Source organism: Rhizobium sp. FG96, from assembly GCF_057808655.1.
In genome coordinates this window covers 177,797-197,431 of the sequence record NZ_JBMDIL010000014.1, presented here as the reverse complement: position 1 = coordinate 197,431, position 19,635 = coordinate 177,797, and the positions used below count along the sequence as shown (strand labels likewise).

Genomic DNA, 19,635 nt, shown 5'->3' with positions numbered 1-19,635 from the left:
AGCAGAAACGCCTCGGCCCTCTCATCATTGAAAATCCGTCGCGCGGGATTGTCTCCGGCGCTCTTGAACTTGTCTGCCGTTTGGAGATTAGCGACATGACCCAGCTCATCAGTGCCCTCGGTTTCTGGAACACCACCGCCACCCGCCATACCCCGGTCGAGGACGTGCAGGGCATCTTCTCTGGTGCGCTCATTTCGGCTCTCGGCCTCTATGTGCTCGCCAGCGCCGGCCTGCTCACCGGCAGCACCGCCGGTATCGCCTTCCTGCTGCATTATGCCTTCGGCATCAATTTCGGCCTGGCCTTCTTCGTCCTGAACCTGCCGTTCTTCTATCTCTCCTGGAAGCGGCTCGGCGTCGCCTTCACGATCAAGACCTTCATCGCCATCGGCCTCACCTCGGCACTGACGAGCCTGCAGCCGAAGGTCATGGCGATTGCCACGATCCATCCGGCCTGGGCCGCTCTTCTCGGTGGTCTGCTGCTCGGCTTCGGTCTTCTGGCGCTCTATCGCCACCGCGCCAGCCTTGGCGGCGTCGGCATTCTCGGCATCTACATGCAGGAGCGCTTCGGCATTCGTGCCGGCCTCGTACAGCTCGCGGTCGATATGTGCGTGCTTGCCGCCGCCTTCTTCGTCACCACGCCGCCGGTTGTTTTTTACTCGGTGCTGGGCGCCGTCGTGCTCAATCTCTTTCTGACGATCAACCATCGCGCCGATCGCTACATCGCGCTGTGAGCGCGCGTGAACAAATCGTAACTTGCCTCATCGATGCTGCAGCGCGAAACTCATCTCGCGCCGGAAATGATGAGGTGACGATATGTCAGAACTGGAAAAGCTTGTCAGACGCCGCATGAAGGAAGAATACGCGAAGGGTGCCTCAGCCGAGGAAATCTCCCAGACCCTCCGCCAGCTCTTCAATGGCGTCGATCCTTCCGCCGAACGGCGGGTCCAGACCGCACCCAAGACGAATTGATGAATGAACCCCTCTCCCCGTTTGGAGAGAGGGGCTCGCAGGCTCAGGCGGCCTTTGCCGGCTGGTCGATCGGGTGCTGTGCCCGGAAGCTCACGGCAAGACGGTTCCAGACGTTGATCGTGCCGATGGCAACCGTGATCTTGGTCATCTCTTCTTCGTTGAAATGCGCCTTCAGCGTTTCGAAATCCGCATCCGGGGCACCCGTCGACGCGATGTTCGTGACCGCATCGACCCAGCCCAGCAGCGCCCGTTCCTTGGCGTCGTAAACCGGCGATTCACGCCAGACGCACATCAGGTTGATCCACTGTTCGGAGAGACCGTCGTGACGCGCTTCCTTCACATGCATGTCGACGCAATAGGCGCAGCCGTTGATCTGCGATGCCCGCAGCTTGATCAGGTGGATGAAGCGGCGCTCAAGGCCCGATGTCTGCACATACTGCTCGAGGGCAACGACGGCCTTGTAGGCATCCTGCGAGGCTTTGGCGAAATTGAAACGGGGTTGCATCGTCATTCTCCTTGGGGGTTGAGGCTCAGCGAGCCGCTGATTTGCGTTCGTGCAATTCCATGAAGGCGCAGCCGCGGGCGGCAATGCCTCCGTCGTCATCGGCGGAAAGGTCCGCCAGAATGTCTGCAATCTTCGTCTTGGCGAGCTCGGCCCTGTAGGCGCGCTCGGCCTTCAGCATCGCCGCCGTCACCTGGCACGGCTTGGTGAAATAGCGCTGCGGCAGCGGGTTCGGCCCGCGCTGGCGGATTTCGCTGCAGCGGAAGGCGGGTGCCGGGCCTTCGACGGCGAGCACGATGTCGAGCAGCGAAATCTCGCCCGGTTCCTTCGCCAGCCGGTACCCGCCCTTTGGCCCGGGCACGGTCTTGACCAGACCGGCGCCCGACAGCGCCTGCATATGCTTCAGCAGATAGCTGGTCGAGACACCGTGAAATTCCGCAAGGGCTGCCGCCGAAAGCACGCCATCGGCGGACAAGCCGGCGAGAACCGCCACGCAGTGAATAGCCTGCTCGACACCGTCGCTGAGTTTCATCGAAACCATCTCCTCAAATCGTGGATAAAAAATATCCATGATTAACGCAGGAGTCAAGCGGCTTTTGAAACGTACCGATTTTCAGCCGGGAGACAGTGGCTGCTTGTCGAGCCAGCTTGCGAAAAAGCCGGGCCATTGCATCGAGGCGGTGCCGGGCTTGCCCATACCGAACCCATGTCCGCCATCGGCCAGCCGGTGCAGCTCGACAGGTACATGCGCGTGATCGCAGGCCGCCTGCATGATCAGCGTGTTCTGCGGATCGGAAACCGGGTCGTCTTCCGCTTGGGCTAGAAACACCGGCGGGCAGCGGGCTTTGACATGGTCTTCGACTGACCATTCGGAACTGAGGGCAGGGCTCGGGTGGCTGCCGATCAGCACTTTGCGCGTCGACGTATGGTCATAGGGCGGCTTCAGGGTGATGACGGGATAGACGAGGGCCGCGAAGGCGGGCCGCGCCGGGAGCGCATCGGCATCGTCGATCGCCGGATAGGACGCGAAGGCCGACCGCGCCGCTGCCATACCGAGGAGATGCCCACCCGCCGAAAAGCCCAGGACGCCCAGCCGCTCGGGATCGATCTTGAACTTTCCGGCATTGGCCTGGATGAGTCGCAACGCCCGCTGCGCATCCTGCAATGGTGCAAGCGGACCGGCCGCCCAGCCCTCATCCGGCAGCCGGTAGGAGAGCACGAAGGCGGTGATGCCGCGCGCATTCAGCCAGCGGGCGGCTGGCAGCGCCTCGTTGCGCATCTCAATGCGCTTGTAGCCGCCACCGGCAGCAATCAGAACCGCCATGCCGTTCGGCGAGGTCGGCTGGTAGATGTCGATCTTGGGCACCGCGATATTGCTGATCGCGCCCTTGGCATTTTCCTCGACATCACCGGAGGGGCCGCCGCCTTCAGGGGGAGTGCCCGGCCAGAGCGCCAGGCTGGCGGCAGCAGCGGGCGCTGCATTCGAGGTCCGGGGAAAAAGGGCGAGGGCGCCCATCGTGGCGAGGATCGCGCGGCGTGTCGGCATCGATGTCTCTCATCTGCGTTGACCGTCAGGCGGCTCCCGGAATGCGGCGAAAATGCAGGCCGCTGGAATGGATAAAAGGCCGCATGTGATCCCACCCCCGAAATCATCTTGCCAAGCAGCGGCGCCAGGATAGAAAGAACGAAAACTCAGAGGGGAAAATAATGGCCGCTCGGACTGCTTTCGCAGGCGCCCTGAACTCTTCGGCGGATCGCCACTCGCTCTTCGATGATGCCCAGGGACTGGTCGCCGGCAGCATGCTGGCGGTGCTCGGCGTCTCGCTGCTCTCGGGCGCCGGCCTTCTGACGGGCGGCACGGCAGGCATGGCATTTCTGTTGCACTACGCCACCGGCTGGAGCTTCGGCCTCTGCTTCTTCGCGGTCAATCTGCCTTTCTACTATCTCGCCTTCCGCCGCCTTGGCCCGGCTTTCACCGTCAAGACTTTTGCCGCCATCGCGCTCACTTCCGCACTGTCGGAAATCGTGCCGCGCTTCATCAGCCTATCGCATGTCGATCCGATCGCCGGTGCGCTGTTTGGCGGGCTGGTCATCGGAGCGGGCATGCTGGCGCTGTTTCGCCATCGCGCCAGCCTTGGCGGTGTCGGCATTCTGGCGCTCTATATCCAGGAGCGCTTTGGCTGGCGGGCCGGTCTGGTGCAGCTCGGCTTCGATGGCGTCATTCTTGCGCTGTCGTTCTTTGTCGCGAGCCCCTTCATCATCGCCTGCTCGGTGCTTGGCGCCGTGGTCCTGAATCTCACGCTCGCCATCAATCACCGCAAGGACCGCTACATCGCCATGTGAGGCGATGCCCTTCTCTTTCGGTCTGATTTCACTACCTTTATGGCGTGGATCACGTCGACGCCGAAACCAGCATCGCCCTGCCTGCCCCCTTCATCCGCTGGTTTGCGGAAAAGGGCTGGCGGCCGCGCGCGCATCAGCTGGAATTGCTGGCCCGCGCCGAGGCCGGCGAAAGCACGCTGCTGATTGCGCCCACTGGTGCCGGCAAGACGCTCGCCGGCTTCCTGCCGGCACTCACCGATCTCACCCGCCGCGGCAAGATCCCGACGGGCTCGGCCTTCACCGGCATCCATACGCTCTACGTCTCACCGCTGAAGGCACTCGCCGTCGATATCGAGCGCAACCTGACCAAGCCCGTAGAAGAGATGGGCCTGCCTGTCACCATCGAGAACCGCACCGGCGACACGCCGAATGCCAAGCGCCAGCGCCAGAAGCTCAATCCGCCCGATATCCTGCTGACGACGCCCGAGCAGGTGGCGCTGCTACTTGCGAATGGCGAGGCCGAACGCTTCTTCAAGGACCTGAAATACGTGGTGCTCGATGAGCTTCACTCGCTCGTCACGTCCAAGCGCGGCCACATGCTGTCGCTCGGCATCGCCCGGCTACGCAGGCTGGCGCCAAACCTGCAGACGATCGGCCTGTCGGCGACCGTCGCCGAGCCGATGGACCTGCAGAAATGGCTGGTCGCGCAGGAAGAGGGACGGGAACATTATGCCGATCTGGTCACTGTCGATGGGGGTGCCAAGCCGGAGATCTCGATCCTGAGGACGGAAGAGCGAATTCCTTGGTCCGGCCATTCCGCCAAATATGCGATCCCCGATGTCTACAGGCAGCTCCTCGACCACCAGACGACGCTGCTCTTCGTCAACACCCGCTCGCAGGCCGAGATGCTCTTCCAGGAGCTCTGGACGATCAACGACGATAACCTGCCGATCGCGCTGCACCACGGTTCGCTCGACGTCAGCCAGCGGCGCAAGGTGGAAGCGGCGATGGCGGCCAACAAGCTGCGCGCCGTCGTCGCCACCTCGACGCTCGATCTCGGCATCGACTGGGGCGACGTCGATCTCGTCATCCATGTCGGTGCCCCCAAAGGCGCCTCGCGTTTGGCGCAGCGCATCGGCCGCGCAAATCACCGTATGGACGAACCCTCCAAGGCGATCCTCGTCCCGGCCAACCGCTTCGAGGTGATGGAGTGTCAGGCAGCACTCGACGCCAATTATATCGGCGCGCAGGATACGCCGCCGGTCGGGCAGGGCGCGCTGGATGTGCTCGCCCAGCATGTGCTCGGGATGGCTTGCGCAGCACCCTTCGACATGCTGCAGCTCTATGACGAGGTCGCCAGCGCCTCTCCCTATGCGTCTCTATCCTGGGAAACCTTCGAACGGATCGTCGATTTCGTCGCCACTGGCGGCTATGCGCTGCGCACCTATGAGCGTTACGCCCGCATTCGCAGAAACAAGGATGGTCTCTGGCGCGTGTCCAATCCGCAGGTCGCCCAGCAATACCGCCTCAATCTCGGCACCATCGTCGAGAGCCCGATGCTGAATCTCAAGATGGTCAAGCGCGGCGAGGGCGGGCGCATCGGCCGCGGCGGCGCGGTGCTCGGCAAGATGGAGGAGTATTTCTTCGAGCAGCTGTCGCCCGGCGATACCTTCATCTTCTCCGGCAAGGTGCTGCGTTTCGAGGGTATCCGCGAGAACGAGGCGCTGGCCTCGCAGGCCTTCTCGCTCGATCCCAAGATCCCCTCTTACGCCGGCGGCAAATTCCCGCTCTCGACCTATCTCGCCGATCAGGTCCGCTCGATGATCGCCGATCCCGATCGCTGGGACGATCTGCCGGATCAGGTGCGTGATTGGCTATCGATCCAGAAGGACAAGTCGATGCTGCCGAAGCGCGACGAACTGCTGATCGAGACCTTCCCGCGCGGCAGCCGCTGCTACATGGTCGCCTATCCCTTCGAGGGCCGGCTGGCACACCAGACACTCGGCATGCTCTTGACCCGGCGCTTGGAGCGCGCAGGCGCCAAACCGCTCGGCTTCGTCTGCACCGATTATTCGCTCGGCATCTGGGGCCTGGAGGATCTGGGCGAGATGATCCGTAGCGGCCGCCTCAGTCTCGCCGACCTTTTCGACGAGGACATGCTCGGCGACGATCTCGAAGCCTGGCTCGACGAATCCTTCCTTTTGAAGCGCACCTTCCGCAATTGCGCCGTGATTGCAGGCCTGATCGAGCGCCGTCATCCGGGCAAGGAAAAGACCGGAAGGCAGGTCACCGTCTCGGCCGATCTGATCTACGACGTGCTGCGCAGCCACGAGCCGGATCACATCCTGCTGCAGGCGACGCGGCAGGATGCGGGCACCGGGCTTTTGGATATTTCACGCCTTGGCGATATGCTGAGACGAATCAAGGGTCACATCACGCATCGTGCGCTGGACCATATTTCGCCGCTCGCCGTGCCTGTCATGCTCGAGATCGGCAAGGAGGCGGTGCCAGGCGAAGCCCATGACGCACTGCTGGCCGAAGCGGCAGACGACCTCATCGCCGAGGCGATGAGCTGAAGATTTAGGATAGAAGACCGCAATGAACCGCCTGGCGCTGGCGCGCGAACTCAACGGACTGGTCCCGATGCCCGGCGTGGAAACGTCGGTCAATGGCGTCGCCGCCGTTTGCGATCCGCTCGGCGCTCTCTACCTGCCCGACACAGGCGCGCTCGTCGTCTCCGATCTCCACCTGGAGAAAGGCGCCGCCTTCGCCCGCCGCGGCATGATGCTGCCGCCCTACGATACGCTGGCGACGCTCACGGTCCTCTCCGCCGTCATCACCCGCTACGACCCGAAGATCGTCGTCTCGCTCGGCGATAATTTCCATGATCGCGTCGGTTCCGAGCACCTGCCGGATATTTTCCGGACGCTGATCGCCGACATGGCGCGTGGCCGCGAATGGATCTGGATCAACGGCAATCATGACCCTGACGGGACCGTGGATCTGCCCGGCATCTGCGCCGACGAGATCCACTATGCCGGCCTCACCTTCCGGCATGAGCCGAAGGGTGGATTGCAGCAGGGCGAAATCGCCGGCCATCTTCATCCGGCCGCCACCGTCCGTCGCCGCGAAAAATCGATCCGCCGCCCCTGCTTCGCCACCGACGGCGCCCGGCTGCTGATGCCCGCCTTCGGCGTCATGAGCGGTGGGCTCGACCTTGGCCACAAGGCGATGAAGGGGCTCTTCGATCACGCATCGCTTGTCGCCCATCTCCTGGGTCGCGACCGCATCTACTCCGTCAGGTTCGGAAACCTGCGCGGGTAACTCCTCTCCCCCGAGGGGAGAAGGAAGTCTCAATTACATCCCTGCAACTGCTGCTGATAGTTCGCCGCCATGGTCGCGAATTTTTGTGCCGTCTTCTGCAGCTGACCGTTCGAGCGCCAGTCGCCGCGGCGGTAGCCGGTCGGGCCGGAATAATAGGCGAGGTAGAGGCTGTAGGCGTCGTTGGGCGCAATGCCGGTCGCCTTGCTGTTTTCGGAGTGATACCAGCCGATGAAGTCGATGGCATCGGCAAAGTTGGTGCGGCGGCTGGCCCAGTTGCCTGTGGCGGACTGGTAGTGATCCCAGGTGCCGTTCAGCGCCTGCGAATAGCCATAGGCGGTCGACTGGCGCGTCCAGGGAATGAAGCCGAAGAGTTTCGTGCGCGGCGGGCGGGCATAGGGCTGGAAGCCGGATTCGACATACATCGTCGCCATCAGGATCGGCACCGGGATACCATACTTGGCTTCAGCCTTCTCGGCGGAACGCTGCCAGCTGGTGAAAATGCCGTCGCGCTGGTCGAAGACCGCGCAGATATTCCGGGTCTGACGGGGTGCCGTTGCGCAGCCGGCAACGAGCGCCAGCAGCACCAGGGCGAGAAGTGTACGGATACGCAAAACAGAACCTCTCGTTTCGAGAGATTACTAACTGGTAAACCTTAAAGACCGGTTTTTATTCAAAGGCGAAGTTGTGTCCCTCCAAAGGCGGGAGCGCGGCAGAGCCGCTGCGGCCAGGGATTGATCCCGTCGCGCAGCCACAGAAGCGTATCCAGCCAGAAGCTGCTCGCATGCCGTTGATGGAACAGGCTGAAATGGCCGACAGCCTCAAGCCCGAGATCGCCCGGCGTGATCGTCACCTGTCTCGCATCCGCATTCCTGTAATAGCTGAGCCCGCGGCTGATCGCGGCCGGCGTGCCGACCGGATCGTCGGACATGCCGATCGCCAGAATGGGTGCTTGTACCGCAGCGAAGCGGGCAATGATCTCCTCCCGCTCAGGGGCCGGATAGCTATGCTCCATCCGCGCCCCGCGAAAACTCCATTCATTGGCGACACCGGCCGGAAGATCCTCCAGCCACCCGATGCGCCTTCCCGGGAAGTAGCCGAATACCGCGGTCAGAGCGGGCATGGTGGCATGCCATTTCCAGAACAGCGAGCGGCGCTGCGATCTGGCGTAATCGCCCCAATAGCCATATTGCGCGCCGACCGTCAGCATGCGGTCAATGCCGGGAGCACTCTCCGCAAATCCCGGCAGGAAGCCGCCGATGCTGTGGCCGACGACAGCGACCGGCAGCAGCGGATCGTGTTCCCGCGCAAAGGTGAGCGCCGCCTCGAAATCGAGAGCTCCCCAATCGCGCCAGCGATAGCCGCAGCCGCGCAGCCGCGCCGGGCGCGACAGACCGATGCCGCGATAGTCATAGGTCAGCGCCTGAAAGCCATGAGCGGAGAGAAATCGCGCATAGCGGTGATAGTAGCTGGCGAGCACGCCGGTCGCCGGGTTGATGATCACGGTGCCATGGCACGGGCCAACCGTATTCCAGAGGTGACCGCCGAGGACAATGCCATCGCGGCATCCGATATCGATACGCTGCCCTGCAATGCCCATCTGGCTCCCGCTATCCATCGCCGCTCGCTCCACCATCTCCGAGGAGCTGATCCATAGGCTCACAGCGCTCTTGGTAACACTCACTAGTCGGTATACTTTGCCTTCATGAAACAGCCGACAGAAAGCACCCGTGACCGTATCGTCAATGCCGCCGCAAAGCTCTTCTACGAGCAGGGCATCCGCGCCGTCAGCGTCGATGCCGTCGCCGAGAAGGCCGGTGCCACAAAACGGACGCTCTATTACCACTTCGACAGCAAGGACGACCTGATCACCGCCTATCTCGAAGGCCGCGATCAGCCGAACCTCGCGCTGTTCCAGAAATGGTATGCTGCGGCAGAGGGCGGCGTTGAGGAGAAGGTCAAGGCGATCTTCGACGAGCTGGCGAAAGCCGCGCGCCATCCGAAATGGAAGGGCTGCGGCTTCCTGCGCACCGCCGCCGAGCTTGCCGATATGCCCGGCCATCCCGCGGTGAAGGCCGGTATCGCCCATAAGCAGCGCGTGGAGGACTGGCTCGCGGAGACCTTCGAAGCCGATGGAGTAAGCGACAGTAGAACCTTGGCGCGGCAGGTCATGCTGCTGCTCGATGGCGGCTTCGCCACCGTGCTTCTGCGCCGCGATCCATCCTATATCGAGACCGCCGGAAAAGCCGCTGCGGCACTGGTCGCCGCTGCCGCTCGCACCTGATTGAACCGCCGGTATTCTGATGGCAAAATGCAAGCGGCTTTTGGAGAATGAGCATGAGTGAAGAGCACCGTTCCGGCTGCCCCATCAACCTGACGCTGGAGGTTCTCGGCGACCGCTGGAGCCTGATCGTCATCCGCGACATCATGTTCGGCAACCGGCGCCATTTCCGCGAACTGCTGCAGGGCTCCAGCGAGGGCATCGCCACCAACATCCTCGCCGACCGCCTGCGCCGCCTTGTCGAGAACGGCTTGCTGACCAAGGAAGACGACCCGAGCCACAAGCAGAAGTCGGTCTATAGCCTGACCGAAATGGCCATCGAGCTCGTGCCGCTTCTCGCGCATATGGGCGCCTGGGGCCGCAAGCATCTGCCGGTTTCCGACGAGCTGGCAATCCGCGCCGAAATCCTGGAGGAGGGCGGCCCACAGCTGTGGTCGGATTTCATGGACGAGCTGCGCGCCAGGCATCTCGGCACGCCATTGCCGACGGATACGCCATCCGTGCTTGCCCGCCTGACGCAGGCCCGCAACGAGGTTGCAGCGCGCGAAAAGAGCGCCTGATCAATCCTTGCGGAACACGATGCTGGCGGCCCAGCCCGTCACCAGCGCCAGGAATACGGCGAATGCACCGTACTCGATCGGCCGCTCATGCGCAGCATCGGTGATCATCTGCTCGATGCCGGTCTTGATGACGCGTAGCGGCACGGATTTCTGGTTCACCAGCTTGCCGCTCTTGAAGAGATAGGCGCGAACGGTATGCACGCCGTTCGGAATATTGGCGGGCAGGCGGAGACTCGCCTTGAACAGGTTGGAGCTGACGAAGCGCACGCCGGATGGATCGCGCTCGTAAAGGCCACCGCTCTGCTGCAGCCGCCGGAACGCTTCGCGGAACTCCCCTAGACTGCTGCCATCGCCGACATAGCCGACAGGTGTCAGCGGAATATGGTCGATGCCGATGCCCTCGTCGGTAAGGTCGAGCGGCGTCGTCACGTCGTCGATCGCCCGTGAGCTCGACATCGAATAGGAGTGCGGCACGGCCTCGAAGGTCATCGAGCTGGTATTGATCCAGATGCCGAAGACCCGCTGCTTCTTGCGCACCGTCGCGTTCTCACGCGGCCCCTCGAGCACCACGACAACGTCATACTGGCCGACGGCGAGCAGCAGCTGGTCGGTTTCGGTCACCGCGCCGAAGATCGTCAGATCGGCGCCCTTGAAGTCGGAGGTGATGGCGATTTCGCTGGTCGAGGTGCCGATCTCCAGTCCCTCGCGCACGCTCTCGGCATTCTGCCCCGGCAGCAGCGTCTGCGCCGCGGCGAGACCCGGCAGGGCAAGGAAGAGCGAAAGGGCGAGGGCCGGAAGGCAACGCATCAATTGCCTCCCATCACGATCGAGTAGATATCGGCCGGCGTTACCACCAGCGAGATCGCCAGACGGATGCCGACGGCGAGAACGAGCAGGCCGAGCAGCGCGCGCAGCTGCTCGCCGCGCAGTTTCTGGCCGACACGCACGCCGTATTGCGCACCGATCACGCCGGCGACCATCAGGATGAAGGCGAGCACGATATCGACGGAAAAGTTGGTCGCCGCCTGCACGATCGTCGTATAGGCGGTCACGAAAATGATCTGAAACAGCGAGGTGCCGACGACGACGTTGGTCGGGATGCGCAGCAGATAGATCATGGCGGGAACCATGATGAAACCGCCGCCGACACCCATGACCGAGGTCAGGATGCCGATCGCAAAGCCGAGCGCGATGACCGGGATGACGCTGAGATAGATCTTCGATTTCTTGAACCGCACCTTGAAGGGCAGGCGGTGGACCCAGTGGTGATGGCCGGGCTTGCGTGGCGTCGGCGGCACGTTCTTGGCTGCGCGGCGCATGGCGTTGACGCTCTCGAGCAACATCAGCCCGCCGACGGTGCCGAGGAAGACGACGTAGAGCAGCGAAATGAAGAGATCGAGCTGGCCGAGGCGGCGCAGCAGCGAGAAGATCCAGATGCCGACTGTGGCGCCCGACAGACCGCCGACCAGCAGCACCGATCCCAGCTTCACATCGAGCGTGCCGCGCCGGAAATGGGTAATCGCGCCCGAGATCGAGGAAGCGACGACCTGGTTGGCGCCGGTGGCGACGGCGACGACGGGCGGGATATTGTAGAAGATCAAGAGCGGGGTGATCAGGAAGCCGCCGCCGACGCCGAACATGCCCGACAGGAAGCCGACAGCGGCGCCCATGCCGAGAATGATGAAGATGTTCACCGACAATTCTGCGATGGGCAGATAGATTGCCACAACCGACCCCGATTACTCACTGCCCCCGCCGGGCAGGCGCGCTTGTCCCGTTCGAATGGCGCATCATAATGGGAAATCGTTGCCAGAGGCTTTCGAGAAACGACATCCAGGCCGCACATTCCGCGAGCGATAACTCCCGAATAATCCGGCTTTTTTCAGGTTTTGTGACAAGGCGGGGCGAAGTCGCGGCGTTTTTCTTCCCGGTGCGTGCCTGCCACACCGGGAAGGGGCATTTTCGGCTCAGAGACCGGCGCGCGCGAGACCATGCTCGACGAGCCGGTCGATGACATCAGGGTAGCTGACGCCGCTTGCCGCCATCGCTTTCGCATACATGCTGATATTGGTGAATCCAGGAATGGTGTTCACCTCGTTGATCAGAAAACTCATGTCCTCGGTCAGGAAGAAGTCGACGCGCGCCATGCCGTCGCAGCCGAGCGCCCGGAAGGCAAGCGCTGCCGTCTCGCGGATCTTCGCCTCGACCTCGGCCGGAAGTTCCGCCGGAACCTTCAGCGCCGCGCCGTCCTCGTCGATATATTTCGCATCGTAGCTGTAGAAGCCGTGGCTTTCCGCCGGGATGATCTCGCCCGGGCGCGAGACGAACAATCCGCCCCTGGTGTCCTCAAGCACGCTGCACTCGATCTCGCGGCCGCGGATGAACTCTTCGGCAAGCAGCTTGCGGTCATGCCTGAAGGCTTCCGCAAGCGCCGGTGCAAATTCCTGGCTGCCGGAAACCTTGCGCACGCCGACCGAAGAGCCCTGCCGCGCCGGCTTGATGAACATCGGCAATCCCAACGCACTCTCAAGCGTATCGAAGGACGGCGCCTGGTCCGCATGCACGGTCACCGCCCGCGCTACCGGCAGCCCCGCAGCTCGCAGAAGCTGCTTGGCTATATCCTTGTCGAGCGCCGTTGCCGAACCCAGGATGCCGCAGCCGACCAGCGGCACGCGGGCCACTTCCGCCATCCCCTGCACCGAGCCGTCCTCGCCGAAAATTCCGTGCAGCACCGGGAAGAGAATATCGATCGTCGCGGCATCGCTCATCCGGCCGCCGTCGATCGCGATCATCCGACCGCACCCGCCGGGCACCAGCGCGATTTCGGTGCCGCTTGCCGGCTTGGCGAGCGTGCCGTTCTCGAAGCGGCTGAGCAGCCATTCGCCCTCCCGCGTCACGAAGATCGGCACCGCCTCGTATTTCGAAGGCTCCAGCGCTCCCATGACATTCGTCGCCGACATGATGGAGACGTCGTGTTCGGCCGAGCGGCCCCCGAAGAGAACGGCGATGCGCAGCTTGCCGCGGGAAGATGTCATAAAAACCTCCAAAATGATCTCGTGTCGAAATAGGTCTCAGACGCCGATCGCGATGCCGCGATTGGCGAAGAAGCGGTCGAAGACGGCAAGCGGCAGCGTCACGTCTGCCTGGCTTGCGGCGTCATGGCCGGATGGATTGTGAAAGCGGATCGTCTCCGGTGTGGCTGCCGTCACCAGCACCAGATGACCGCCTTTCGACGGCGGTATCTTCTCCGGCCAGCGGATGCCGCTATTGACCGAGGCGATGAAGAACGGACGCTCGGCCAGCAGCCCGGGAATGTTCTCTGTCGCGACGCCCGTCATCGTCTCCGCCAAGAGCCCGAAGCGTTCGCGCACATAGGTGACGAAGGGCGCATAGATCAGCCCCTTGATCGAGGCATCGAGCTCGTTGACGACATAGCCGCCATAGGCGGTGCAGGTGCGGGCAAGAGCAAGCGTCGGATGCAGCTCGCCGCGCGCTGCCAGGATCATCTTCAGGCAGGCCATGCCGCAGACATTGACCGCCCAGCGCGCATAGTCCTCGACCGTCTCGGCGCCTGACTGCCGCCAGAGCGGATCCCGCAGCAGCGCCGCCGACCCCTCGGCAAGCACTGATAACGTCATCTCCGGCGTTTCCCACTGGCTGAAATAGGGAACCTTGTCCCGCTGAATGCTCACGAATCCCCCGACCGGCAATCAATCCCGCCGCGAAACTCTGAAAGCAAAACGACCCTTTTGCGGCGAAGGCAAAAGGGTCGTCGTGATTTTTCGAGGCGAGGGCCGGATTGGCGCCTTATGCCTTGGTGGCGTTCTTAGCGTTGCGTTCCAGCAGGGCCTTGACTGTGTCGTCGTTGATCTTGCCGGACGGATCCTGGCCGATGGACTTCTGGAAGCTCTTGATCGCCGAAACGGTCTTGGCGCCCATCTCACCGTCAGGCGTGCCGGCGTCGAAACCGTTATTGTTCAGGATCGCCTGAATGTTGCGGATCGCCTTCTTCATGTCGACGCTTGAGGTGCTGGTGCCCTTGCCGGTCCAGGCGTCGGGCACGTCGATGCCGTTTGCCTTGTTGTCGAGCTGCTGCGGCTTCCAGGCGTCGGTCGCGGCCTTTGCCTTGTCGAGGTCGGCAGGCTTCATCGCCTTGGCGACTTCGTCGCGCTTGGCGCCGGCGTCCTTGTCGCCACCCTTGGCAGCGATCGCAAACCACTTGTAGCTCTCGCCGAGATCCTGCGTCACGCCGTTGCCGCGGGCGCAGAGGATGGCGAGGTTGAACTGGCTGTCAGTGATGCCGAGATTGGCGGCCTTGGTGAACCAATTGGCAGCCGTCGCATAGTCCTGCTGGCCGAGCGCGCCGGAAGCGTAGAGCACTGCGAGATTGTGCATGGCGCTGGCATTGCCCTGATCAGCAGCCTGCTCGTAGTAGCCCTTGGCCTTGTTGATGTCGCGGGCGACGCCTGTACCCTTCTCGTAGATGCTGCCGAGACGGTACTGCGCCGGGGCAAAGCCCTTGTCGGCGGCCATCTGGTACCACTTGACCGCATCGGCTTCGCTGGCGGTGACGCCATTGCGGCCTTCGCTGTAGCGGGCGGCAATTTCGAACAGGGCAAGCGCATCGCCGCCGCGTGCCGCATCGGCAAGTGCCGCCGGCTGGACTACATCGGGAACAGCGATTTCAGGCTGTGCCGGTGCCGCATTGGTGGTGGCCGGAGCATCCTTCGGAGCAAAGGCCGTGGCATCCTGAGCCGGAGCGCCCGGCGTCAGCGTCGCAGCACCTTCGCCATCGAGCGGCGCAGCATCGGTCAGATGATCGGCCGGTGATGCCGGTGCCGGATCGGCAGCGGGGGGAACGGGCTCCGGTGCCGCCGGTGCTTCGAGATTGGCGGTCGCCTGGTTATCGATCTGCGGTACGGCCGCCGTGTCTGCCGTTGCCGGAGCCTGGTTCGCATCGCTCATGACCGCGACTTCGGCGGGCGGTGCGCTCTGGCCTGTGGTCAGCGTGCGGGCAAGCGGGAATGCCATGATCGCCAGAAGCACGGCGCCGGCTGCCAGAAGCAGCGGACGGCGGAAGCGCGAGAAGGCGCTGGCGCCACCGGCAGGCTTCGGAGCCTTGCTCTTCTTGTCGGCCTTCAGCGGCTGGGCCTTCGGGTCGGATTCGATAGCGGCGGCCTGGGCGGCGCGGCGCGCAGCGGCAATATAGTCGGCGCGGTCGTTTTCCGAAGCAGGTTTCGGGTTGGCGCGTGCCGCACTCTGGCTGGCGCGAACCCGCTCCAGGATTTTCTTCACGTCAGGCGCGCCGGAGCCGGGCTCGAGAAGCTCGTTGGCCTCTTCGCCGGGCACGACATCGACAGGGTCGATGGACGGAGCCGGATCGATGATCGTGCGCTCGGCGGCATCGGCCTTCGGCGCCTTCTTGCCGGGCATCAGCTTCTTGCCGATCGCCAGGAACAGGCTCTTGCTCTGCTTGGCTTCGGCCGCATGCTTGGTGGCGGCTTCGATGGCGATGGCGCTGGTTTCGCTCACGGCGGGAGCCGGGGCCGGCTGCGGCGCAACGGCTTCAGCCACGGCGGCGCGCGGTGCCGCCACGCCCTTGGTGCCGAACACGGCAGGCTTTTCCGCCTCTGCGCCGGCAGGGATCAGCGAATAGGGGTCGACTTCGAAATCGACATTGGCGGCCGGCATGCGGGCGGCCGGCCGGTTGCGCGTTTCCATGTCGTCGAGGCGGTCGGCGATATGGACGAGCGTTTCATGCAGCGCCTGGAACGTCTTGTGGGTCCGCTCTTCGCCGCTGCGGCTCAGGTCTTCGAGGTGGCGAAGGTCGGCGGCCAGCGCGTTCAGCGCCGACATGTCGGCGGCCGGAACGCTGCCGGCCTGCAGGCCGCCATTGCGCGAATAGGCTTCGACGACCGCTTCAGCCGCCTGGCGGGCAGCCTCGATGATATATTCGTCGCTGGTCGCCATGTAATCTTCGATGGCGCCCATGCGGCGATCGAGATCGGCAGAGAGGCCGGCATCGGCGCGCGGCTCGTGGAGCAGCGTGGAGAGATTGGCGATCTGATCTTCGAGGCTCTTCAGCGCCCGCGAATCGGTCGCCGGTGCCGCGGTGCTCTCTTCGAGACGGGCGGCGATGTCGCTGAGGCGTCCCTCGATCCGGCGGAAAGCGCTGTCGTCGATGGCAGGCGCCGCCATGACGGGAGCCGGCTGGATTTCCATCTGGTCGATGCGGCGGGCGAGATAGTCGAGCCGCTCGGCAAGAACGTCGTTGACCGCGCCGGTTTCCAGCGCGTCGATCTTGCTGGAGATATCGGCCAGCGTGCGGTTGAGGTCGGGCTGCGGTGCGGCCTTCTGGGCGCGCTCCAGCATGTAGGAGAGCTGCTCCAGCCGCTCGTCGAGATGAGCCGTCGCCTTGGTATTGGCAAGCTCTTCGACGCGGCGCGTCAGCATTTCCAGCCGGTCGGCCAGGCCATCGGCCGGTGCCGTGCGGTTGGCAACGCTGCGGCCCATCAGGTCGATCTGCTCGCCGAGCGCATTGAGACGGCCTTCGAGGCGGTGCATCAGCGCCGGGTCGCCGTTGGAGGCATTGCGGCTGCTGGCGGCAATGGCGCGGCTGATCTCGTCGAGGCGCGTATCCATCGCCGCGAACTGCTCGGACATCGCCCGGTCATGCGGCTGGATCATGCTGCCGAACTGTTCCATCGCGCTGGCAATGGAAATCAGCTTGTCTTCGAGGGCGCGGACAGCCGGGCTCTCGCCCATGCCGCCGATATGGCGCTTGATGTCGTCGAGCCGGTAGGCGAGCGAAACCAGTTCTTCCTGAAGTCCGGCGGTGTCGATCGTGTGCAGCTGATTTTCGAAGCTGTCCCAGCGGCGCTCCATGTGGCGGACGGAATCTTCGCGGGCCAAGCCATCCATCAGCGAGCGGAGTTCGTCGAATTCGCTGCGCAGGCCAGCGGCTTCCGGGCTCGCGGAGCGGTGCGAGAGCTGGTCGATGCTCTGCGCCAGACGGCCCATGTCGGCGCGGATGTCGTCGGCGAACCGGTTGTCCTGAGCGCTCGACTTGATCTCGCGGAGCTCGCCGCGCAGCGCATTCATCTCCCGCGTCACGCCCTCGGAGATGTCGCGTTTCAGGTCCTGGCGCAGATTGACGAGCGCCTGCGCGATTTCGGTCATAGTGTCGTTCGAGGCGCCGTAGACAGGAGCGGCGGCCGGAGCCGGTGCACGCGTCGCAGGAGCGGGTTCGCGGTAGGCGGCACGCTCGGCGGCTGCGCGTTCGCGGCCGGCTTCGAGAATGCGCTGGCGCTGGCGGATTTCGGCGAGCGGGTCGGGACGGGGCTCGGCGGCGGCGTAGGCCGGCCGCGGCTCATAGGAACGTGCGTAGCTATCGCGTTCGGGAGCAGCAGCCCGTGGCGCCGGATCCCGCGGACCGTTGCTGCCCATCAGCCCTTCGATACGCGCCTCGAGCCCTTCGATCGTGCGGTTCAGCGCGTCGAGGGAGGACCTGTCGGCGCTCCGGGGAGAATTTGATCGCGATCCGTTCATCTTCTTGCTCGCTTCGTCTGCCGCGTCCCTCGTCAGGGTTCGGCTATTGGCTTGAGAGACCGTTTCATCCGAGTTTAGTTTTTTAGACTTTCCTCAAACTGGACGGCGTAGCGGCATTCCAACGAAAAACGCGAGACTAGGAAAAGGAATGCGGATCACCACTGCTCACCGCGCACCTTTCATGAAACGTGGTAAACAACCCGTTAATTTGTGTGAGAATTTTTTAACACTTGAGGCTTTGTGGGCATTTTTGATGCTCAGGAGCGCCGCGCCTTGATGGTGTTCATCACGAAGCTGGTCTCGATCGTGTCGACGCATTTCAGCTTGGCGATCTTGTCCTTGATGAACCGCTCGTATTGTTCGAGCCCGGCGCTCATCACCTTCAGCACATAGTCCTTGGAACCTGTGACTAGGTGGCATTCCAGCACTTCGTCCCAGCCGCGCACGGCATCCTCGAACATCCGGATCTCGTCCTCGTGCTGGCGGCTGAGCCGCACCGAGGCGATCGCCGTCATCGTCCAGCCCTCGACGGCCGGGTCGATCATCGCGGTGTAACCCTGGATGACGCCGGTTTCTTCCAGACGCCGTAGCCGCCGCAAACAAGCCGATGCCGAAAGCCCCACACGCTCCGCCAATTCGTTGTTGGTGATGCGCGCGTCGGCCGCCAGTTCCTTGAGGATACGGCGGTCAATGGTATCGGCAATTTTCTGCGTCACTTTTCGCTGATCTCCGCAAGAAGTTGCTTCCAACAATATCAGGCCGCGCCAAATAGCAAGAACCCGCCGCTGCATCTGATATAATTTGCCGGACGAAGTCCGTGACATTGTTTGAGGAGACGTTTCATGACCGCGCCGCACCCGTCGAGAACCCATATCGGTACTCACGCCCTGCATCCGGAAACCCAGATGCTGAACTACGGCTATGATCCGGAATTGTCGGAAGGCGCCGTCAAGCCGCCGGTCTTCCTGACCTCGACCTTCGTCTTCAAGTCCGCCGAGGATGGCCGGGATTTCTTCGACTATGTCTCCGGCCGCAAGGAGCCGCCGGAGGGCAAGGGTGCGGGTCTCGTCTATTCCCGCTTCAACCATCCGAACAGCGAGATCGTCGAAGACCGCCTTGCCGTCTATGAGCGCACCGAAAGCTGCGCGCTCTTCTCGTCCGGCATGTCGGCGATCGCCACCACGCTGCTCGCCTTCGTCCGCCCCGGCGATACCGTCCTGCATTCGCAGCCGCTCTATGGCGGCACGGAAACGCTGCTTGCCAGGACCTTCCTCAATCTCGGCGTCTCCGCCGTCGGCTTTGCCGATGGTGTCAGCGAGAGCTCGGTAAAGGCCGCGGCCGAACAGGCGATGGCCAAGGGCCGCGTCTCCGTCATCCTCATCGAAACGCCGGCCAATCCGACCAACAGCCTCGTCGATGTCGCGATGATCCGCCGTGTCGCCGATGCGATCGGCGAAAAGCAGGGCCATACGCCGATCATCGCCTGCGACAACACGTTGCTCGGCCCGGTCTTCCAGCGGCCGATCGAGCATGGCGCCGATATCTCGCTCTATTCGCTGACCAAATATGTCGGTGGCCATTCGGACCTGATCGCCGGTGCCGCACTCGGCCGCAAGGCCGTGATGAAGCAGGTCAAGGCGCTGCGTGGCGCAATCGGCACGCAGCTCGATCCGCATTCCTGCTGGATGCTTGGCCGTTCGCTGGAAACGCTGCAGATCCGCATGGAGCGCGCCAATAGCAATGCGGAAGCCGTCGCCGGTTTCCTGCGCGAGCATCCGAAAGTCGAGAAGATCCACTATCTGCCCTACAACGACCCGCAGTCGCCGGTCGGCCGCACGTTTACGGCCCAGTGCAGCGGTGCTGGCTCGACCTTCTCCTTCGATATCAGGGGTGGCCAGCCGGCCTCGTTCAAATTCCTGAACGCGCTGAAGATTTTCAAGCTGGCCGTCAGCCTCGGCGGAACGGAATCGCTCGCCTCCCATCCGGCGACGATGACGCATTCGGGCGTGCCGGCAGATGTGCGCCAGCGCATCGGGGTGCTGGAATCAACGATCCGCCTGTCGATCGGGATAGAGCATCCCGACGACCTGATTGCCGATCTCACGCTGGCGCTTGATGAGGCGTAAGGGCGG

General features: G+C 63.4%; 19 protein-coding genes. 8 read left to right on the top strand and 11 right to left on the bottom strand.

Going from position 1 to position 19,635, the window contains the following annotated elements:
- Positions 1-95 precede the first annotated feature (95 nt).
- Entirely contained in the window at positions 96-731 is a 636-nt protein-coding gene (locus tag ACODR6_RS25335; protein ID WP_413710935.1) for a YitT family protein, read from the top strand.
- Positions 732-813: 82 nt separating this feature from the next.
- Positions 814-969: a hypothetical protein gene (locus ACODR6_RS25330; RefSeq protein ID WP_489025068.1), complete on the top strand. Its 156-nt coding sequence runs from the start codon at positions 814-816 to the stop codon at positions 967-969.
- Positions 970-1,012: 43 nt separating this feature from the next.
- Here ACODR6_RS25330 and ACODR6_RS25325 read toward each other — a convergent pair whose 3' ends face one another.
- From ACODR6_RS25325 to ACODR6_RS25315, 3 genes are all read right to left on the bottom strand, one after another.
- Positions 1,013-1,474: a carboxymuconolactone decarboxylase family protein gene (locus tag ACODR6_RS25325; protein ID WP_025555278.1), complete on the bottom strand. Its 462-nt coding sequence runs from the start codon at positions 1,472-1,474 to the stop codon at positions 1,013-1,015.
- A 25-nt stretch (positions 1,475-1,499) separates the two neighbouring features.
- Entirely contained in the window at positions 1,500-2,003 is a 504-nt protein-coding gene (locus tag ACODR6_RS25320) for an Rrf2 family transcriptional regulator (protein ID WP_112714362.1), read from the bottom strand.
- A gap of 81 nt (positions 2,004-2,084) precedes the next feature.
- The gene (locus ACODR6_RS25315; protein WP_489025066.1) at positions 2,085-3,017 is read right to left on the bottom strand and encodes an alpha/beta hydrolase; all 933 of its coding nucleotides are present in this window, start codon (positions 3,015-3,017) and stop codon (positions 2,085-2,087) included.
- Positions 3,018-3,178: 161 nt separating this feature from the next.
- Between ACODR6_RS25315 and ACODR6_RS25310 the strand changes: the two genes are divergently transcribed.
- The 3 genes from ACODR6_RS25310 to pdeM are packed head-to-tail and all read left to right on the top strand — an operon-like array spanning position 3,179 to position 7,117.
- The gene (locus ACODR6_RS25310) at positions 3,179-3,814 is read left to right on the top strand and encodes a YitT family protein (protein WP_489025064.1); all 636 of its coding nucleotides are present in this window, start codon (positions 3,179-3,181) and stop codon (positions 3,812-3,814) included.
- Positions 3,815-3,858: 44 nt separating this feature from the next.
- Complete coding sequence (locus tag ACODR6_RS25305) at positions 3,859-6,369, top strand: ligase-associated DNA damage response DEXH box helicase (protein ID WP_489025063.1); 2,511 nt, start codon at positions 3,859-3,861, stop codon at positions 6,367-6,369.
- 22 nt (positions 6,370-6,391) lie between these two features.
- On the top strand, positions 6,392-7,117 hold the full coding sequence (gene pdeM, locus ACODR6_RS25300; protein ID WP_199626138.1) for a ligase-associated DNA damage response endonuclease PdeM: 726 nt from the start codon (positions 6,392-6,394) through the stop codon (positions 7,115-7,117).
- A 29-nt stretch (positions 7,118-7,146) separates the two neighbouring features.
- Here pdeM and ACODR6_RS25295 read toward each other — a convergent pair whose 3' ends face one another.
- A complete protein-coding gene (locus tag ACODR6_RS25295; RefSeq protein WP_112713478.1) occupies positions 7,147-7,728 on the bottom strand; it encodes a transglycosylase SLT domain-containing protein in 582 nt (193 codons plus the stop codon).
- A gap of 59 nt (positions 7,729-7,787) precedes the next feature.
- Complete coding sequence (locus tag ACODR6_RS25290; protein WP_489025061.1) at positions 7,788-8,732, bottom strand: alpha/beta hydrolase family protein; 945 nt, start codon at positions 8,730-8,732, stop codon at positions 7,788-7,790.
- 87 nt (positions 8,733-8,819) lie between these two features.
- Between ACODR6_RS25290 and ACODR6_RS25285 the strand changes: the two genes are divergently transcribed.
- Positions 8,820-9,398: a TetR/AcrR family transcriptional regulator gene (locus ACODR6_RS25285; RefSeq protein WP_489025060.1), complete on the top strand. Its 579-nt coding sequence runs from the start codon at positions 8,820-8,822 to the stop codon at positions 9,396-9,398.
- Positions 9,399-9,451: 53 nt separating this feature from the next.
- Complete coding sequence (locus tag ACODR6_RS25280) at positions 9,452-9,955, top strand: winged helix-turn-helix transcriptional regulator (protein ID WP_203429626.1); 504 nt, start codon at positions 9,452-9,454, stop codon at positions 9,953-9,955.
- Here ACODR6_RS25280 and ACODR6_RS25275 read toward each other — a convergent pair whose 3' ends face one another.
- From ACODR6_RS25275 to ACODR6_RS25250, 6 genes are all read right to left on the bottom strand, one after another.
- Positions 9,956-10,762 (bottom strand): TIGR02186 family protein, encoded by an 807-nt coding sequence (locus ACODR6_RS25275; protein ID WP_203429625.1) that lies wholly within the window; start codon positions 10,760-10,762, stop codon positions 9,956-9,958. It abuts the gene before it with no gap.
- The gene (locus tag ACODR6_RS25270) at positions 10,762-11,682 is read right to left on the bottom strand and encodes a sulfite exporter TauE/SafE family protein (protein ID WP_203429624.1); all 921 of its coding nucleotides are present in this window, start codon (positions 11,680-11,682) and stop codon (positions 10,762-10,764) included. The genes ACODR6_RS25275 and ACODR6_RS25270 overlap by 1 nt, the downstream gene beginning before the upstream one ends.
- A gap of 240 nt (positions 11,683-11,922) precedes the next feature.
- Positions 11,923-12,990 carry a D-alanine--D-alanine ligase family protein gene (locus tag ACODR6_RS25265; protein WP_489025057.1) on the bottom strand — a complete coding sequence of 356 codons (1,068 nt, stop codon included), beginning with the start codon at positions 12,988-12,990 and terminating at the stop codon, positions 11,923-11,925.
- 36 nt (positions 12,991-13,026) lie between these two features.
- On the bottom strand, positions 13,027-13,641 hold the full coding sequence (locus ACODR6_RS25260) for a cysteine peptidase family C39 domain-containing protein (RefSeq protein WP_489025089.1): 615 nt from the start codon (positions 13,639-13,641) through the stop codon (positions 13,027-13,029).
- A 121-nt stretch (positions 13,642-13,762) separates the two neighbouring features.
- A complete protein-coding gene (locus ACODR6_RS25255; RefSeq protein WP_489025056.1) occupies positions 13,763-17,503 on the bottom strand; it encodes a peptidoglycan-binding protein in 3,741 nt (1,246 codons plus the stop codon).
- Between the two features lie 257 nt (positions 17,504-17,760).
- Positions 17,761-18,219, bottom strand: a complete 459-nt coding sequence (locus ACODR6_RS25250; protein WP_025555263.1) for an Lrp/AsnC family transcriptional regulator — start codon at positions 18,217-18,219, stop codon at positions 17,761-17,763.
- A gap of 126 nt (positions 18,220-18,345) precedes the next feature.
- On the opposite strand from ACODR6_RS25250, the gene ACODR6_RS25245 reads away from it, so the two are divergent.
- Positions 18,346-19,629 (top strand): cystathionine gamma-synthase family protein, encoded by a 1,284-nt coding sequence (locus ACODR6_RS25245; protein WP_489025054.1) that lies wholly within the window; start codon positions 18,346-18,348, stop codon positions 19,627-19,629.
- Positions 19,630-19,635 lie beyond the last annotated feature (6 nt).

Bases quoted from the DNA above. Each gene is read 5' to 3' on its own strand.
- ACODR6_RS25335 (WP_413710935.1), top strand. From the start codon at position 96: ATGACCCAGCTCATCAGTGCCCTCGGTTTCTGGAACACCACCGCCACC.
- ACODR6_RS25330 (WP_489025068.1), top strand. From the start codon at position 814: ATGTCAGAACTGGAAAAGCTTGTCAGACGCCGCATGAAGGAAGAATAC.
- ACODR6_RS25325 (WP_025555278.1), bottom strand. From the start codon at position 1,474: ATGCAACCCCGTTTCAATTTCGCCAAAGCCTCGCAGGATGCCTACAAG.
- ACODR6_RS25320 (WP_112714362.1), bottom strand. From the start codon at position 2,003: ATGAAACTCAGCGACGGTGTCGAGCAGGCTATTCACTGCGTGGCGGTT.
- ACODR6_RS25315 (WP_489025066.1), bottom strand. From the start codon at position 3,017: ATGCCGACACGCCGCGCGATCCTCGCCACGATGGGCGCCCTCGCCCTT.
- ACODR6_RS25310 (WP_489025064.1), top strand. From the start codon at position 3,179: ATGGCCGCTCGGACTGCTTTCGCAGGCGCCCTGAACTCTTCGGCGGAT.
- pdeM (WP_199626138.1), top strand. From the start codon at position 6,392: ATGAACCGCCTGGCGCTGGCGCGCGAACTCAACGGACTGGTCCCGATG.
- ACODR6_RS25290 (WP_489025061.1), bottom strand. From the start codon at position 8,732: ATGGATAGCGGGAGCCAGATGGGCATTGCAGGGCAGCGTATCGATATC.
- ACODR6_RS25285 (WP_489025060.1), top strand. From the start codon at position 8,820: ATGAAACAGCCGACAGAAAGCACCCGTGACCGTATCGTCAATGCCGCC.
- ACODR6_RS25280 (WP_203429626.1), top strand. From the start codon at position 9,452: ATGAGTGAAGAGCACCGTTCCGGCTGCCCCATCAACCTGACGCTGGAG.
- ACODR6_RS25275 (WP_203429625.1), bottom strand. From the start codon at position 10,762: ATGCGTTGCCTTCCGGCCCTCGCCCTTTCGCTCTTCCTTGCCCTGCCG.
- ACODR6_RS25265 (WP_489025057.1), bottom strand. From the start codon at position 12,990: ATGACATCTTCCCGCGGCAAGCTGCGCATCGCCGTTCTCTTCGGGGGC.
- ACODR6_RS25255 (WP_489025056.1), bottom strand. From the start codon at position 17,503: ATGAACGGATCGCGATCAAATTCTCCCCGGAGCGCCGACAGGTCCTCC.
- ACODR6_RS25245 (WP_489025054.1), top strand. From the start codon at position 18,346: ATGACCGCGCCGCACCCGTCGAGAACCCATATCGGTACTCACGCCCTG.